Genomic DNA, 13,379 nt, shown 5'->3' with positions numbered 1-13,379 from the left:
TCCCGGCCGCTTCGTAGTGGGGGCCATGACGGATGCCTCCACCGCCGAGATGTGCCGCCTGGTCGTGTGTGGACCGGACCGGCAGATCGAGGTCGCCGTGCCGGCGTCGGTGCTGGTCGCCGACCTGCTGCCGGCGCTGCTGCACCACCTGGGCGAGGGCCTCGCCGACAACGGCCTGCCGCACGGCGGCTGGGTGCTGCAGCGGATCGGCACCGCCCCGCTGGACGAGGAGGTCACGGTCGCCGCCGCCGGCCTGCACGACGGCGAGGTCGTGCACCTGCGCCCGCGCGCCGAGCAGCTGCCCGAGGTGGACTTCGACGACCTGGTCGACGGGGTGGCCACCGGCGTCGGCAACCGGCCCGGCAAGTGGCGCCCGGAGATGATGCGGTGGGCCGCGCAGGGCGCCGCCGCGGTGCTGCTGGCGGTCGGGGTGGCCGGCCTGGCGATGCCCGGCCCGGCCCTGCCCCGGGCGGCCGTGGCCCTGTTCGCGGCGCTGGTGTCGCTCGCGGCCGGCGCGGTGCTGGCCCGGCGGCTGGACGAACCCGGCCTCGGCGTGGTGCTGGCCGCCGCGGCGGTCGGCTTCGCCGGGGTGGCGGGCCTGATCCTGACCGGCGGCGACAGCGCCCCCCAGCTGCTCGCCGCGAGCGCCACCGCCGCCGCCACCGCCGTCCTCGCGGCGGTCCTGCTGGGCCCGGCCGGCCTCCCCTTCGTCGCGGCCGCTACCGCGGCGTCGCTCGGGGTGGCCGCCGGTGCGTCCCGGGTGCTCGCCGGTCTGACCGGCGGGCAGGCGGCGGCGGTGGTGGCGGTCCTCGCGACCGCGCTGGTGCCGGCCGTGCCGATGCTGGCGTTCCGGCTGTCCGGCCTGCGCCTGTCGCCGCTGCCGACCAAGCCCGAGCACCTGCAGGAGGAGCTCGACCCGGTGCCGGCTGCCCCGCTGATGGAACGCTCGCGGGTGGTCGACGCGCAGATGACCGCGCTCTACGCCGGGCTCGGCGCCGCGGTGACCCTCGGCGTCGCGCCGATCGGCCGCACCGGCGGCTGGGCCGGCCTGCTGCTGCCGGTGCTGCTCGCGCTGGTGTGGCTGCTCTCGGCCCGGCCGATGACCAGCGGCCGGCACCGCCTGGCCCAGGGCATCCCGGCGTTGGCCGCGCTGGCCGGCAGCATGCTCGGCCTGCTGTCCGCGGCCGGCCCGCTGGTCCGGCTGGGCCTGCTGGCGGTGGTGCCGCTCGGGGTCTGGATCATCGCCGGGTTCGCCCGCACCATGCGCGAACGGCGGCTGATGCCGTACTGGGGGCGGATCGGCGACGTGCTGCTGACCGTCGCCGCGGTGGCCCTGCTGCCGGTGCTGCTCGCGGTCCTCGGTGCGTACGGCTGGTTCCGGGCGATCGGGGGCTGACGCGATGCAGTCCCGGCGCGATCAGGCGCATGCCCAGTCCTATCTGTTCGGCCGGCTCACCGCCGGCCTGGTGACCGGCGAGCTCGACAGCGCCGAGACACCGCACCGCCGGACGATCACCGGCCTCGTCGCCGGCGTGCTCGTCGCGGCGCTGGTGGCCGGCGGGTTCGCGGTCTACGGCCTGTTCGTGCCGGGCGGCGCGACCTCGTGGCGCAAGTCCGGCACGGTCGTCATCGAGAAGGAGACCGGCACCCGCTACCTGTACGCGCAGGGCCGGCTGCGGCCGGTGCTCAACTACGCGTCGGCCCGGCTGCTGCTCGGCGACAAGCTCACCGTGAAGTCGGTGGCCGGCGGCTCCCTCGACGGGGTGCCGCGCGGGCTGCCGGTCGGGATCGTCGGCGCGCCCGACGGGCTGCCCACCCGCGGCCTGGGCAACACCTGGTGGACCGCGTGCGCCGCGGTCGGCGACGGCGTCACCGCGCTCACCGTCCAGGTCGGCGACTCCCCCACCGGCACGCCGCTGGACGCGGACCACGCGCTGCCGGTCGAGGCGGACGGCGACACCTACGTGATCTGGGACGGCCACCGCTACCGGCTGGCCGAGCCGTGGGTGTCCAAGGTGCTCGGCTACGACGGCACCACCGTGCCGGTGCCGGCCGCCTGGCTCGACCTGATGCCCGCCGGACCCGACCTGGGCCCGCAGGAGGTGCCCGGCCGCGGCGCGGCGGGGCCGCCGGCCGACGGCGCGCCGACCCGGGTCGGCCAGCTGTTCACGGCCGGCGACGACCGCTACTACGTGCTGCTCGGCGACGGGCTCAGCCGGCTCACCCCCACCGCGTACGCGCTGCTCGCCGGCGACCCGCGGACCGCGCAGGCCTACCCGGACGGGGTGGTGACCACGACCCGGATCAGCCCGGCCGCACTCGCCCGGACCCCGGTGTCGGCCCAGGCTGCGCGGGGCGCGGACCTGCCGGCGACGATCCCGTCCGCGGTGCCGCCGGCCGGTGCCACCTGGTGCGTGCAGAACTCGCCCACCGAACAGACCCGGCTGGTCGCCGCGGGGGCGGCGCCCGCCCTGAACGTCACCCGGGCCGGCGTCGGGCTGACCCGCGAGGCGCGCACCGCCGACGCGGTCGCCGTACAGCCGGGCCTGGGCGGCCTGGCCGTGGCCGGCCGCCCCGACGAGACCCCCGGCTCGGCCCTCTACCTGGTCACCGACGCCGGGACGAAGTTTCCGCTGGCCGGTGCCGCGGTGGCCAAGACGCTCGGCTACGCGCCGGAGGCCGCCACCGTGATCGCACCGGACCTGCTCGACCTGCTGCCGACCGGACCGCTGCTCGACCCGGACCGGGTCGTGGGGTGAACGGCAGCCGGACCCTCGGCGACCCGACCGGGTCCCGACCGCACATGGCAAAGGAGAAGTGATGGCACAGCTGAACAGGGTCGACGACACCAGTCTCCACCCGCTCGTCGGCCAGCTCGAGGACGCGCACACCCAGCTCACCAACGTGCACAGCAACGTCTCCGCCTCGCAGGCCAACCTTCAGGCGGGCTGGCAGGGCGAGGCGTCGCTCAAGCACGGCGCCGCCACCAACCAGTGGCTGGACGGGCTGGCCAAGGTGCAGGAGGGCGTCCGCGACCTGCACGGCATCATGTCGACCCACGCCAACGTCAGCGCGCGGGCCGAAGGCGACATCGCCGCCCAGTCGTCGAGCTGGACCTGATCCCCCTTCACCGCACACCCCGATCGGAGCAGACACATGGCTAGCTTCAACGTCAGTTACGGCCACATGGACGGCGCGGCCGACGACCTGCACACCGCCACCACGCACATCGAGACCCTGACCGATCACGTGCAGGAGCGGTCGAACGCGTACTTCACCACCAACGACGGTGAGACGCAGCTGCAGTACACGCAGGCGCACGCCAAGATCAACGAGGGCCTGAACAGCATGCGGTTCGCCGCCGCGGTCGGCCGCCAGAAGATCGAGGAAGCCAGCGCGGCCTACAAGCACACCGACAGCTCGACCGCCGGCCTCTTCTGAGGATGACCGGCCGGGACGGGCGTGCCAGCCGCCCGTCCCGGCCACCCACTACCGGGAGCAGCCCATGGATTACTCCGTCCACACCCCGTACATGCGCACGCTGCAGGCCAAGTTGAAGGCCGTGCACGACAGCATCCCGACCCACGGCGAGGGCACCACCCAGACGTTCGCCGCCAACAAGGTCGGATGCGGGACCGACGCCTTCACCCCCGGCACCGAGGTGGAGACCACGATCGCCGCGACCTCGAAGGCGATCGGCGCCCGGACGGTCATGCACAGCAAGGCCCTGCACGCCCTCTACAAGGGGCTCGACGACCTGATCAACACCACCGATCACGCCGAGTCGCTGGTCGAGATGTCGGTGGAGACCTGGAACGACCATTTCGGCGACCCGTTCGCCGGCGGCAGCACGACCACGACCACCACCGCCGGCTGACCTTTCCGCACCACGCACGCCCGACCCGGCGCAAGGAGCATCGCCATGGCCGCAACCGACAACCCGCCCACCGAACTGTCCGCGTGGACCTGGGACGACGTCGTCATCCACATCTTCGGGATGGGGAACGACAACGCCGACGGAAGCAGCGGCAAGGTCCTCAACCGGAACCTGGTCGCCGGGCCGGGCGTGCACTGGATCCAGTTCGTCCAGGCGGTCGACTCCGGCGTGATCGAGAACTACGGCGACGACTCCGACGGCAACCTCAACGTCACGCCGGACGACTCCAACGACATCTTCTTCGCCGTCTACAAGATGTGGCGGGAGAACGGCAAGACCTATTCGCGCAACCTCACCGTGCAGGCCAAGGTCACCTTCTGGGATCAGCAGGGCGGGACCAGCCCGGCCATCGCGTTCGAGACCTATTACCAGGGCAGCCGCAACGCGCTCGACAAGCTCTTCCAGGACCGGGACGCGATCTTCGACCCGACCTCCTTCCACAGTGCCGGCGTGCTGCTGCATGAGGCCGAGCTCTACCTGACCGCGGCCGACGCCGCGCTCAAGCAGGTGCTCGACGACGTCGGCAGCGACACCTCCGGCCTGCAGGGGACGGCGGCCGGCGCCTTCGCCGCCTCGCTGAAGAAGCTGCACGACGACATCCACTTCCTGGCCCGGGACATGGATGCGGGCACCGACCACAGCTGGTCGAAGAAGGTCTACGAGACGTCGAACGACCTGTGGGACTTCCGGAACAAGGTCAACCAGTCGTTCGGGATGTTCGCCGACCACACCGTGCAATGGTTCAACGGCTTCAACCCCTGGACCCTGCGGGCCGCGCTCAAGCAGATCCTGAGCAGCGTACGCATCGGCAACATGAAGGCCGTCCCGATCACCTTCCCCGACCCGTACGGCTACGGCTCCAGCTCCGGCACGGTCGACATCACCACCGCGTCGGGCTGGGTCGCGCTCGACACCCTGATGAAGGGCGCCTGGCTCAAGCAGGCCCAGGTGCTCGACGCCGAGGTGCGCTCGGTGCTCGGCCCGTTCACCGACAGGCTCAGCACCCTGGCCGACGACGTCCGCGACCTCACCCCGCCGCCGACCGCCACCACGGGCAACACCAACACCGGCACCGACATCCCGGACGTCGGCGGCGGCACCGGCTCCGACATCCCCGACATCGGCGGCGGTTCGGGCACCGACATCCCCGACGTCGGTGGCGGATCCAGCGCCGACATCCCGGACATCAGCGGTGGCTCCGGATCCAGCGGCCTCGACGGCCTCGGCGATCTCGGCAGCGGCTCCGGATCCGGTGGCCTCGACGGCCTGGGCAGCGGCTCCGGCTCCGGCTCCGGCAGCTCCGGCCTCGACGGCCTCGGTGACCTCGGCACCAGCGACCTGAGCACCGGTGGCCTCGGCACCGGCGACCTGGGCAGCGGCGGCACCGGCGGCCTCGGTGACCTCGGCGGCTCCGGCCTCGGCTCCGACCTCGGGGTCGGCACCGGCGCCGGCACCGGTGGGGCCGGCAGCCTGGGCAGCAGCATCCCGATCCTCGGTGGCGTGTCGAGCGGCCTCGGCGGCCTCGGCGGTTCGAGCGGTTCGAGCGGATCCAGCGGCCTCGGCGGCGGCTCCAAGGCGAGCGACCTCGACCAGCTCGGCGAGGGCACCGCCTCCTCGCTCTTCCCGACCGACGTGGACGGCGCCGACATCGGCTCGCTCGGCGGCGGGGCCGGCCTCGACGGCACCACCACCGCCGGCACCGGGCTCGGCGAGAACCTCGCGGGTCTGCTCGGCGAGCCCGCCACCAGCAGCGTCACCACCGGCAGCCCGCTGAGCAGCGGCAGCTCCTCGTCGGGCATGCCGTTCATGCCGCCGATGGGCGGGATGGGCGGCAACGGCCAGCAGGAGGACAAGGAACGCGAACGCAAGACCTGGCTGGAGGAGGACGAGGAGGTCTGGGGCACCGACCCGGACTGCTCGGTCGCCGTGATCGGCCGCGAGGAGTTGCCGGCCGAACCGTCCGTCCCAGTGCCGGCCGCGCCCGGCCGTGGCGGCACCCGGCAGACCCCGGGGTTCAGCCCGCTGCGGCGCCGGGGCTGACGCGATGCCCGAACCGACGATCTCCTACGACGGCTGGACCTGGGAACAGATGGTCCGGAACGTGTTCGGCTCCGCGGTGCCCAACGATCGGCTCAAGGTGGCCGGCCCCGGCATCGACTGGGTCCGGTTCGCCGAGCTGACCACGGTGAAGACCGCCACCGGCAGCACCCCGGAGCTCACCGCGGGCCCGAACCAGTTGCTCGGCTACCGCAAGACCGGCACCGAGGGCAGCCAGGACGTCTGGCAGGTGGTCCGCGGCTGGATCTCCTTCTACGACGGGAACCCGGCGCCGAACGTCGCGTTAGCCGACTTCTACCAGTCCACCACGACCGCGCTCACCACCTTGTTCGCCGACGGCAACCGCGCGTTCGACCCGCTCAGCTTCCACGACGCGGGCCACCTGCTGAAGCAGACCGAGGACTACCTCACCTCGGCCCAGGCCGACCTGCGGGCGCTGATCACCGACCTGGGCGACGCCGCGGACTTCCAGGGCACCACGGCCGCGATGCTCCTGGCCGCCGTGCAGCGGCTGCACGCCGACACCGATCTGCTACTGAAGGACATGACCGGCGCCGGGGTCCGCTGGTCCGACCAGGTCTACTACACCTCGAACGACCTGTGGGACTTCCGCAACAAGGTCAACCTGGCCTGGCGCGAGTTCAGCGACCACACCTTCCAGTGGTTCAACACGTTCAACCCGACCGAGCTGATCGTCGCGGTCCGCACCGTCCTGGAGCACTTCGACCAGGGCACCCTCAACGCCGTCCCGATCGACATCCCGAACACGTACGGCACCGGGCAGTACACCGGCACCTTCGACCTGACCACGGCCGGCGGCTGGAGCGGGCTCGACGCGCTGCTCCAGCGGGCCTGGACGGAGCAGGTGGAACGGCTGGACGCCCAGATGCGCGGCTATCTGACGACGCTCGGCGAGAAGCTGGCCACCACCACGTCGATCATCAAGAAGTTCACCTCGACCGGCGAAGAACACCACGAGAACACGGGTACGAACACCGGCGGTGACGGCTCGGGCGGCAACGGTTCAGGCGGCGACGGCACGATCTCCTCGGGCGGCGACGGCACCGACTTCGGCGGCGGTTCCGGGGGCTCCGGCGGTTCCGGGGGCTCCGGCGGCTCCGGGGGCTTCGGCGGCCCGGACGGCGTCCTGGGCGGGGGCGGCGACGGTTCGCTGACGGCCTTCGGCTTCGGGACCGGTGGCAGCTTCGCCACGGCCGATGGCGGTCTCGGCAGCTTCGACCAGCTTTCTACCTCGGTCACCAGCGGCAACGTCATCGGCGGGCTCGACGGCGCAGGCGGTGCCACCGGCTTCGGCGGCGGAAGCATCGGCGGCGCCGGGAGCATGGCGCTGGGCCTCGCCGGGCTCGGCGGGCTCGGCCGTTTCGGTGCGGACGGCGGCACGTTCACGAAAGGGCCGAACCAGTACGGGGCGGTCGGCGCGGACGGCCTCGACGGCACCGAGGCGGGCGGGACCGGCACGATCGGCGCCCTCGGGAGCGCCGGCGGCGGACTCGGGATCGGCGGACTCGGCGCCGACGGCGGCAGCAGCGCGGCCCTGGCCAAGGGCGGCTCCGCCGTCGGCGACGACCTGGCGGGCCTGCTCGACGGATACTCGGCGGCCACCGGCCCCGGCGTGTCCACCGCCACCACCGCCGGTGAGATGTCGCCGGGCTTCGGCGCCCCCGGTGGCTTCGGGGCACCGGGCGGGCTCGGCGGCCAGGACGGCGAACGCCAGCGCCGCCGCCGCGGGGCCGAGGACCCGGAGGCCTGGGGCACCGACCCGAACGCCCAGGCCGCGGTCGTGGGCCGCACCCACGCGCCGGCCAAACAGGACGCCCCCGACACCGCCGTCGAGGGTCTGCCCACCGGGCCGCGGCCCGAGCCGGTCGAGGCTCCCGCCGAGGAACGCGTCCAGATCCACGGCATCCGCTGACGTACGAGGAAAGGAAGCAGCCATGACCAGTCCGCAGATGAACCAGGTCGAGCAGGCGATGGCCGAATTCGAGCGGCAGAAGGCAGCGCTCGGCGAGATCGAACGCGGCCTGCACGGCTCCAGCACGACGGTGGTCGCGAAGAACCGGGCGGTGGCGGTCACGGTGAACAGCAGCGGCGCGGTCGCCGAGATCAAGTTCCCGACCTCGGCGTACCGGAGCATGTCCGGCGCCGAGCTCGGCGACCTGCTGGTCAGCACGATCGAGGAGGCACGGGCCGAGGCGATGGCGCAGACCATGCAGGCGTTCGCGGCGGTGCTGCCCGGCGGCCAGGCCATGGTGGACGCGTTCACCGGCCGGGCCGGCGGCAACGTGGAGACGCCCCTCGAAAAGCTCCTCGCCGAGGTGCTGCTCGACGGCGACCGCCCCGACGACGGTCCGGCCGGGCGCTGATGACCGCGCCGCCCGTCGCATCGGTCCTGGTCCGGGCCGAGATCATCGATGACACGCTCCTTCTGTACGCCGAGGGCGAGCCGGCCGCGGACGCCCGCGCGGTGGCCGCCGCCCTGCCGCACGTACCGGAGCGGGCGACGGTGGTCTGCACGGCCGAGGTCGCCGGGCGGCCCGACCTGTTCGCGCTCCTGCCCGGCCTGCTGGTCGAGCACCTCGCCGGCCTGGCCGACGGCATCCGCCTGGTCCCGCTCGGCCCGTACGCCGACCGGGCGGCGGTGCCCGCCCTGGCCCGGGCCCTCGGCGCCGAGCTCGGCCTCGACCAGCTGACCGTCGCCCTCGACCCGCCCGGCCCGGTCCCCTTCCCACCCGACTTCGCCACGAAGCCGCCGGCGGCCGCCCGGCCCGCGAAAGCCGGCCCGGCGGCGCCGCCGGTCACGGTGGCCACGGCCCTCGTGGACGAGAAGACCGCGCGGCCGCCCGAGAGGACCCAGCCGCCCGACAGGACCCTGACACCCGACAGGACCCTGCTGCCCGACAGGACCCTGCCGCTGTCGGCCATCCCCAAGCCGGCACCGGACGAGACGACCAGCCGACTGGTGGCCCTCGCCGGCCCGGCGCCGGCCCGGCCGCTGTCGGCCGCGAAGACCACCCGCCTGACGGCGATCCCCAGAACACCACCGCCCGCCCCCACCGCACCCCGGCCGGCCGAGAAGACAACGCGCCTGACGGTCGTCCCCACCGAGACGCCGACCGCGAGCGAAGTGCCGGCCGCCGCGACCGAGGCGCCGACGGCCGAGGCCGAGGTGCTGCCGTTCCGGCGCACGCTGCCCCCACCCACCCCGGCGGCCCCCGACCGGGAGCCGGAGCCGGTCGGCGACGAGGTCGCCGAGCTGCTGACCGCCCGCCGCCCGGCCCCGGAGCCGCCCTCGCTCAGCCTGGTGGCGGCGGCGCGGCCCGAGGAGCCGGCCGATCCGGAGCCGCACCCCGCCCCGGCCGCCGAGGTGTCCACCGCCGAGCGGGCCCGGATCGTCGTCCCGCGCCGCCGGCTCGGCCGTGACCACCCCGGCGACGACCTGCGCAAGCTGCTGGCCGGCCGCTACGACGCGTACTCCCGGGTGGCCGCCCGCATCCTCGCCGAGGAGCCCGGCCTGCGGGTGGCCGCCCAGACCGCCCCCGACCTGCTCGCCGGCCTCATCGCGGTGCGCGCCTACGGCACCGCCGAGCGGGCCGCCGTCAACGCGGCCCTGCGCGGCGCGGCCGACCCGCGCGCCGAGGCCCTCGCCGCCTGGATCGCGTACGGCCTGCATCGCCTCCCGGCCGTCTTCGGCCCGGTGTTCCGCACCGTCGCCGAGCTCCCGTCCGACGCGTACCGCAAAGGCACCGTGGTAACCGAGCCGGCCTTCCTCGACGGTGAGCGGGTCCGCCCGGCGCCGACCGGGCCCGAGCTGGTGATCTGGTCGGCCGGCGCCCGCCGGGTCGGCCGGCTGACCGACGGCGACCTGGTGCTCTTCCCGCCCGGCAGCAGCTTCGAGGTGCTCGAGGCCGAGCCGGACCGGGTGTATCTGCGCGAGCTCCCCGGCGGCCGCCCGGCCGCCGGCGGCGAACGCCTCGCCGAACGGCTCGCCGCGGTGCCGCCCGGCGCGGCCGGCCCGGCGATCGACGCACTGACCGACCTTCCCGGCCTCGACGAGCACGGCCGGATCTACGTGACGCGGACGAATGATGAGGTGGCGTCGTGAACGGGACCATCGTGGCGGTCTCCCAGACCGATCCCGGCTGCCGGTCGAGCATCGGCGCGGCGCTCGCCGAGGCCCCGCCGGGGGTGACGATCGTGGTGCAGCCCGGCGTCTACCGCGAGCAGCTCCGCCTCGCCCAGGGCGTACGCCTGGTGGCCGAGGAGGGCCCCGGCACGGTGACCGTGGACGGCGGCGGGCAGGTCGCGGTGTTCGTGGCGGCCGGCACCGTGACGCTGACCGGCATCGACGTGGTCGGCGGCGGCGCGAAGCTGCCCGCCGTGCAGCTCGGCGGCGGCCGCCTGGAGCTGGTCCGGTGCACGGTGCGCGGCGGCGGGATCGTGGCCGTGCACGTGCCGGACGGCGAGTTCGCCATGCGCGACGGCAGTGTGACCAACCCGAGCGGCGCCGGTCTGCTGTTCGAACGCCACGGTTCGGGCCGGGTGGCCGGCACCCGGATCGCCGGCCTCGGCTCGGCGGGCGTGGTGGTGACCGGCGGCGCCGACCCGCACCTGGTCCGCTGCACGATCACCGACGCGCGTGGGGCCGGCCTGGTCAGCACCCGCGGCGGCCGCGGCGTCGCCGAGGAGTGCGTGATCAGCGGCGTCGACGGCCACGGTGTGGTCGTCGAGGAGGACGGCGGCGTGCGGCTCTCCGGCACCACGATCGAGCAGGTCGGCAGCGTCCCGGTGCTGATCACCGGCGGCGTGCCGGTGCTGACCGGCTGCACGGTCCGCGCCGAATCCGGGCCGGCCGTGACGGTGGCCGGCCTGGCCCGGCCCACGCTGCGCGACTGCACCCTGGAGGTGGCCGACGGCTACGCACTCAGCATCCAGGAGCAGGCGACCGGGTCCTACGCGGACCTGACCGTGACCACCGGCGGCGAGGGCGCGGCCGTGGTGGTCACCGGCCGGGCCGCGCCGCGCTTCGAGGGCGGCACGTTCGCGGCGCCGGGCGGCGTCGGCCTGCTCTTCGCCGACCAGGCGACCGGCGGCGGCGAGCGGATCACCATCGGTCCGGCGCGCGGCGGCCTGCGGGCCCGCGGCTCCGCCCGGCCCGAGATCGAGGACCTGACGGTCCGCGAGACGACGGAGGAGAGCGTCGAGGTCACCGAGCAGGCCCATCTGACCGTACGCCGGGGAACGCTCACCGGCGCCGGGGCGGTGGTGTCGGGCGGCGAGCTGGTGCTCGTCGACGTGGCGGTGCAGGGGGCCGGCACCGGGCTGATCGCGGCGGGCGGGGTGCTGCGCGGCACCGGCCTGCGGGTGGAGTCGTGCCGAACCGTCGGCGTGCTCGTCCAGCGCGGCGCCGAGCTGACCCTGCGCGGCAGCCGGGTGCAGGCGAGCGGCGGCCACGGTGTCCGGTTCGCCGCCGAGGCCCGGGGCGAACTGGTCAACTGTGTGGTGGTGGAGAACGGCGGCGACGGCATCCGGGTCGAGACCCGGGAACCGATCCGGCTGATCGGCAACGAACTTCGCGGCAACGCCGGCGAGCAACTGCGGACGATCGGCGGCGAGGTCACCCGTACCCCCAAACCGCCGGAGGCGCCCTTGACCTTGCCCTCCGCACCCGTCATGCCGGAAGTCGCCCCGGTGAGCGGGACCGGCGACGCGTCCGCGGCGTTGCTGGCCGAGCTGGACACGCTGGTCGGCCTGGCCGGCGTCAAGCGTGAGGTGGCGACCCTGGTCGGGCTGCATCGGATCGCCCGCAAGCGGCTCGCCGCCGGTCTCTCCGCGCCGCCGATGTCCCGGCACATGGTGTTCGCGGGCGCGCCCGGCACCGGCAAGACGACGGTGGCCCGGCTCTACGGCAAGATCCTCGCCTCGCTCGGCGTGCTTCCCGGCGGCCAGCTCGTCGAGGTGGCCCGGGCCGATCTGGTGGCCGAACACATCGGTGGGACCGCGGTGAAGACGACCGAGAAGTTCCAGGAGGCGATCGGCGGGGTCCTGTTCATCGACGAGGCCTACACCCTGGTGTCGGGCGGCGGCAAGGGCGGCGATTTCGGTCAGGAGGCGGTCGACACGCTGGTCAAGCTGATGGAGGACCACCGCGACGAGGTCGTCGTCATCGTCGCCGGCTACTCCACCCAGATGCGCTCGTTCCTGGCCGCCAACCCCGGTCTGGCCTCGCGGTTCGCCAAGAGCATCGAGTTCGAGAGCTACTCCACCGACGAGCTCGTGCTGATCGTCGAGCGGCTGTGCAGCAGCCACCATTACGCCCTCGAATACGACACCCGGATCACGCTGACCGGGCATTTCGCGAAGATGGCCCGCACCGAGTCGTTCGGCAACGCCCGGGTGGCCCGGCAGGTCTTCGAGGAGATGCTGAGCCGGCAGGCGCTGCGGCTGGCGGTCAGCGGCGCCGACGACGGGGTGGAATTGGCCCGGTTGCTCCCCCAAGATTTGGGCGAGGTTGCTCAGCCGGATGCTCCGTCCTCGGGTGAGCTCGACGCGATGCTCGCCGAGTTGCACGCCATGATCGGCCTGGACTCGGTGAAGAAGGAGGTCTCCGACATGGTCGATCTCCTGGTCACCGTGCGGGCCCGCACCCGGGCCGGGCTGCCCGCGCCGTCGGTCTCCCGGCACCTGGTCTTCTCCGGGCCGCCCGGCACCGGCAAGACCACGGTGGCCCGGCTCTACGGCCGGTTGCTCGCGGCGCTCGGCGCGCTGCGCGGCGGTCAGGTCGTCGAGGTGGCCCGGGCCGACCTGGTCGGCGAGTACGTCGGGCACACCGCGCAGCGCACCCGGGAGGCGTTCGACAAGGCCCGCGGCGGGGTGCTGTTCATCGACGAGGCGTACACGCTCGCGCCGCCGGACGCCCGCAACGACTTCGGCCGGGAGGCGATCGACACCCTGGTCAAGCTGATGGAAGACCACCGCGACGAGGTGGTGGTGATCGTGGCCGGCTACGAGGACGAGATCGAGCAGTTCCTGGCGGCCAACGCCGGCCTCAACTCGCGGTTCTCCCGGCGGATCCACTTCGCGTCCTACACCGCCGACGAGCTGGTGGCGATCGTCGAGGGCCTGGCCCGCTCGGGCGGCTACGACTGCCCCGGCGACACGTTGCTCGCCCTGCGCCGCCTCTTCGAGCAGGCGCCGCGCGGCAAGGGCTTCGGCAACGGCCGCTTCGCCCGGCAGGTGCTGGACGAGGTGATCACCCGGCAGGCGGGCCGGATGCGCGGGCACACCACGCCCACCGTCAGCGACCTGCGCACCCTGCGGGTCGACGACGTCGCATGATCGTCTCAAGCGTGCGCCGTCCCGGCCC

General features: G+C 74.0%; 10 protein-coding genes. All 10 read left to right on the top strand.

The features are described 5' to 3' along the window. Nucleotides 1–25 precede the first annotated feature (25 nt). Nucleotides 26–1,396, top strand: coding sequence for a type VII secretion integral membrane protein EccD (gene eccD, locus Adu01nite_RS27445; protein WP_203730709.1), 1,371 nt, complete (start codon nt 26–28; stop codon nt 1,394–1,396). Nucleotides 1,397–1,400: 4 nt separating this feature from the next. Next, nucleotides 1,401–2,759: a type VII secretion protein EccB gene (gene eccB / locus Adu01nite_RS27440; RefSeq protein ID WP_203730707.1), complete on the top strand. Its 1,359-nt coding sequence runs from the start codon at nt 1,401–1,403 to the stop codon at nt 2,757–2,759. A 61-nt stretch (nt 2,760–2,820) separates the two neighbouring features. Beyond that, nucleotides 2,821–3,120, top strand: a complete 300-nt coding sequence (locus tag Adu01nite_RS27435; protein ID WP_203730706.1) for a WXG100 family type VII secretion target — start codon at nt 2,821–2,823, stop codon at nt 3,118–3,120. A 36-nt stretch (nt 3,121–3,156) separates the two neighbouring features. Next, nucleotides 3,157–3,441, top strand: a complete 285-nt coding sequence (locus tag Adu01nite_RS27430; RefSeq protein WP_203730705.1) for a hypothetical protein — start codon at nt 3,157–3,159, stop codon at nt 3,439–3,441. Between the two features lie 64 nt (nt 3,442–3,505). Beyond that, on the top strand, nt 3,506–3,877 hold the full coding sequence (locus Adu01nite_RS27425) for a hypothetical protein (RefSeq protein WP_203730702.1): 372 nt from the start codon (nt 3,506–3,508) through the stop codon (nt 3,875–3,877). Between the two features lie 45 nt (nt 3,878–3,922). After that, nucleotides 3,923–5,977, top strand: a complete 2,055-nt coding sequence (locus Adu01nite_RS27420) for a hypothetical protein (RefSeq protein WP_203730701.1) — start codon at nt 3,923–3,925, stop codon at nt 5,975–5,977. Between the two features lie 4 nt (nt 5,978–5,981). Beyond that, nucleotides 5,982–7,928 carry a hypothetical protein gene (locus Adu01nite_RS48545; protein WP_203730699.1) on the top strand — a complete coding sequence of 649 codons (1,947 nt, stop codon included), beginning with the start codon at nt 5,982–5,984 and terminating at the stop codon, nt 7,926–7,928. A gap of 22 nt (nt 7,929–7,950) precedes the next feature. Beyond that, nucleotides 7,951–8,379: a YbaB/EbfC family nucleoid-associated protein gene (locus Adu01nite_RS27410; RefSeq protein ID WP_203730697.1), complete on the top strand. Its 429-nt coding sequence runs from the start codon at nt 7,951–7,953 to the stop codon at nt 8,377–8,379. Continuing rightward, complete coding sequence (locus Adu01nite_RS27405; protein WP_203730695.1) at nt 8,379–10,118, top strand: hypothetical protein; 1,740 nt, start codon at nt 8,379–8,381, stop codon at nt 10,116–10,118. The genes Adu01nite_RS27410 and Adu01nite_RS27405 overlap by 1 nt, the downstream gene beginning before the upstream one ends. After that, nucleotides 10,115–13,351, top strand: a complete 3,237-nt coding sequence (locus Adu01nite_RS27400; protein WP_203730693.1) for an AAA family ATPase — start codon at nt 10,115–10,117, stop codon at nt 13,349–13,351. Before Adu01nite_RS27405 ends, Adu01nite_RS27400 begins: the two co-directional genes overlap by 4 nt. Nucleotides 13,352–13,379: the final 28 nt, after the last annotated feature.

The organism is Paractinoplanes durhamensis, assembly GCF_016862175.1.
GTDB lineage: Bacteria > Actinomycetota > Actinomycetes > Mycobacteriales > Micromonosporaceae > Actinoplanes > Actinoplanes durhamensis.
Note: the sequence above shows the minus strand (reverse complement) of the source record. Positions and strands in the feature narration are given on the sequence as shown.

Bases quoted from the DNA above. Each gene is read 5' to 3' on its own strand.
- eccD (WP_203730709.1), top strand. From the start codon at position 26: ATGACGGATGCCTCCACCGCCGAGATGTGCCGCCTGGTCGTGTGTGGA.
- eccB (WP_203730707.1), top strand. From the start codon at position 1,401: ATGCAGTCCCGGCGCGATCAGGCGCATGCCCAGTCCTATCTGTTCGGC.
- Adu01nite_RS27435 (WP_203730706.1), top strand. From the start codon at position 2,821: ATGGCACAGCTGAACAGGGTCGACGACACCAGTCTCCACCCGCTCGTC.
- Adu01nite_RS27430 (WP_203730705.1), top strand. From the start codon at position 3,157: ATGGCTAGCTTCAACGTCAGTTACGGCCACATGGACGGCGCGGCCGAC.
- Adu01nite_RS27425 (WP_203730702.1), top strand. From the start codon at position 3,506: ATGGATTACTCCGTCCACACCCCGTACATGCGCACGCTGCAGGCCAAG.
- Adu01nite_RS27420 (WP_203730701.1), top strand. From the start codon at position 3,923: ATGGCCGCAACCGACAACCCGCCCACCGAACTGTCCGCGTGGACCTGG.
- Adu01nite_RS48545 (WP_203730699.1), top strand. From the start codon at position 5,982: ATGCCCGAACCGACGATCTCCTACGACGGCTGGACCTGGGAACAGATG.
- Adu01nite_RS27410 (WP_203730697.1), top strand. From the start codon at position 7,951: ATGACCAGTCCGCAGATGAACCAGGTCGAGCAGGCGATGGCCGAATTC.
- Adu01nite_RS27405 (WP_203730695.1), top strand. From the start codon at position 8,379: ATGACCGCGCCGCCCGTCGCATCGGTCCTGGTCCGGGCCGAGATCATC.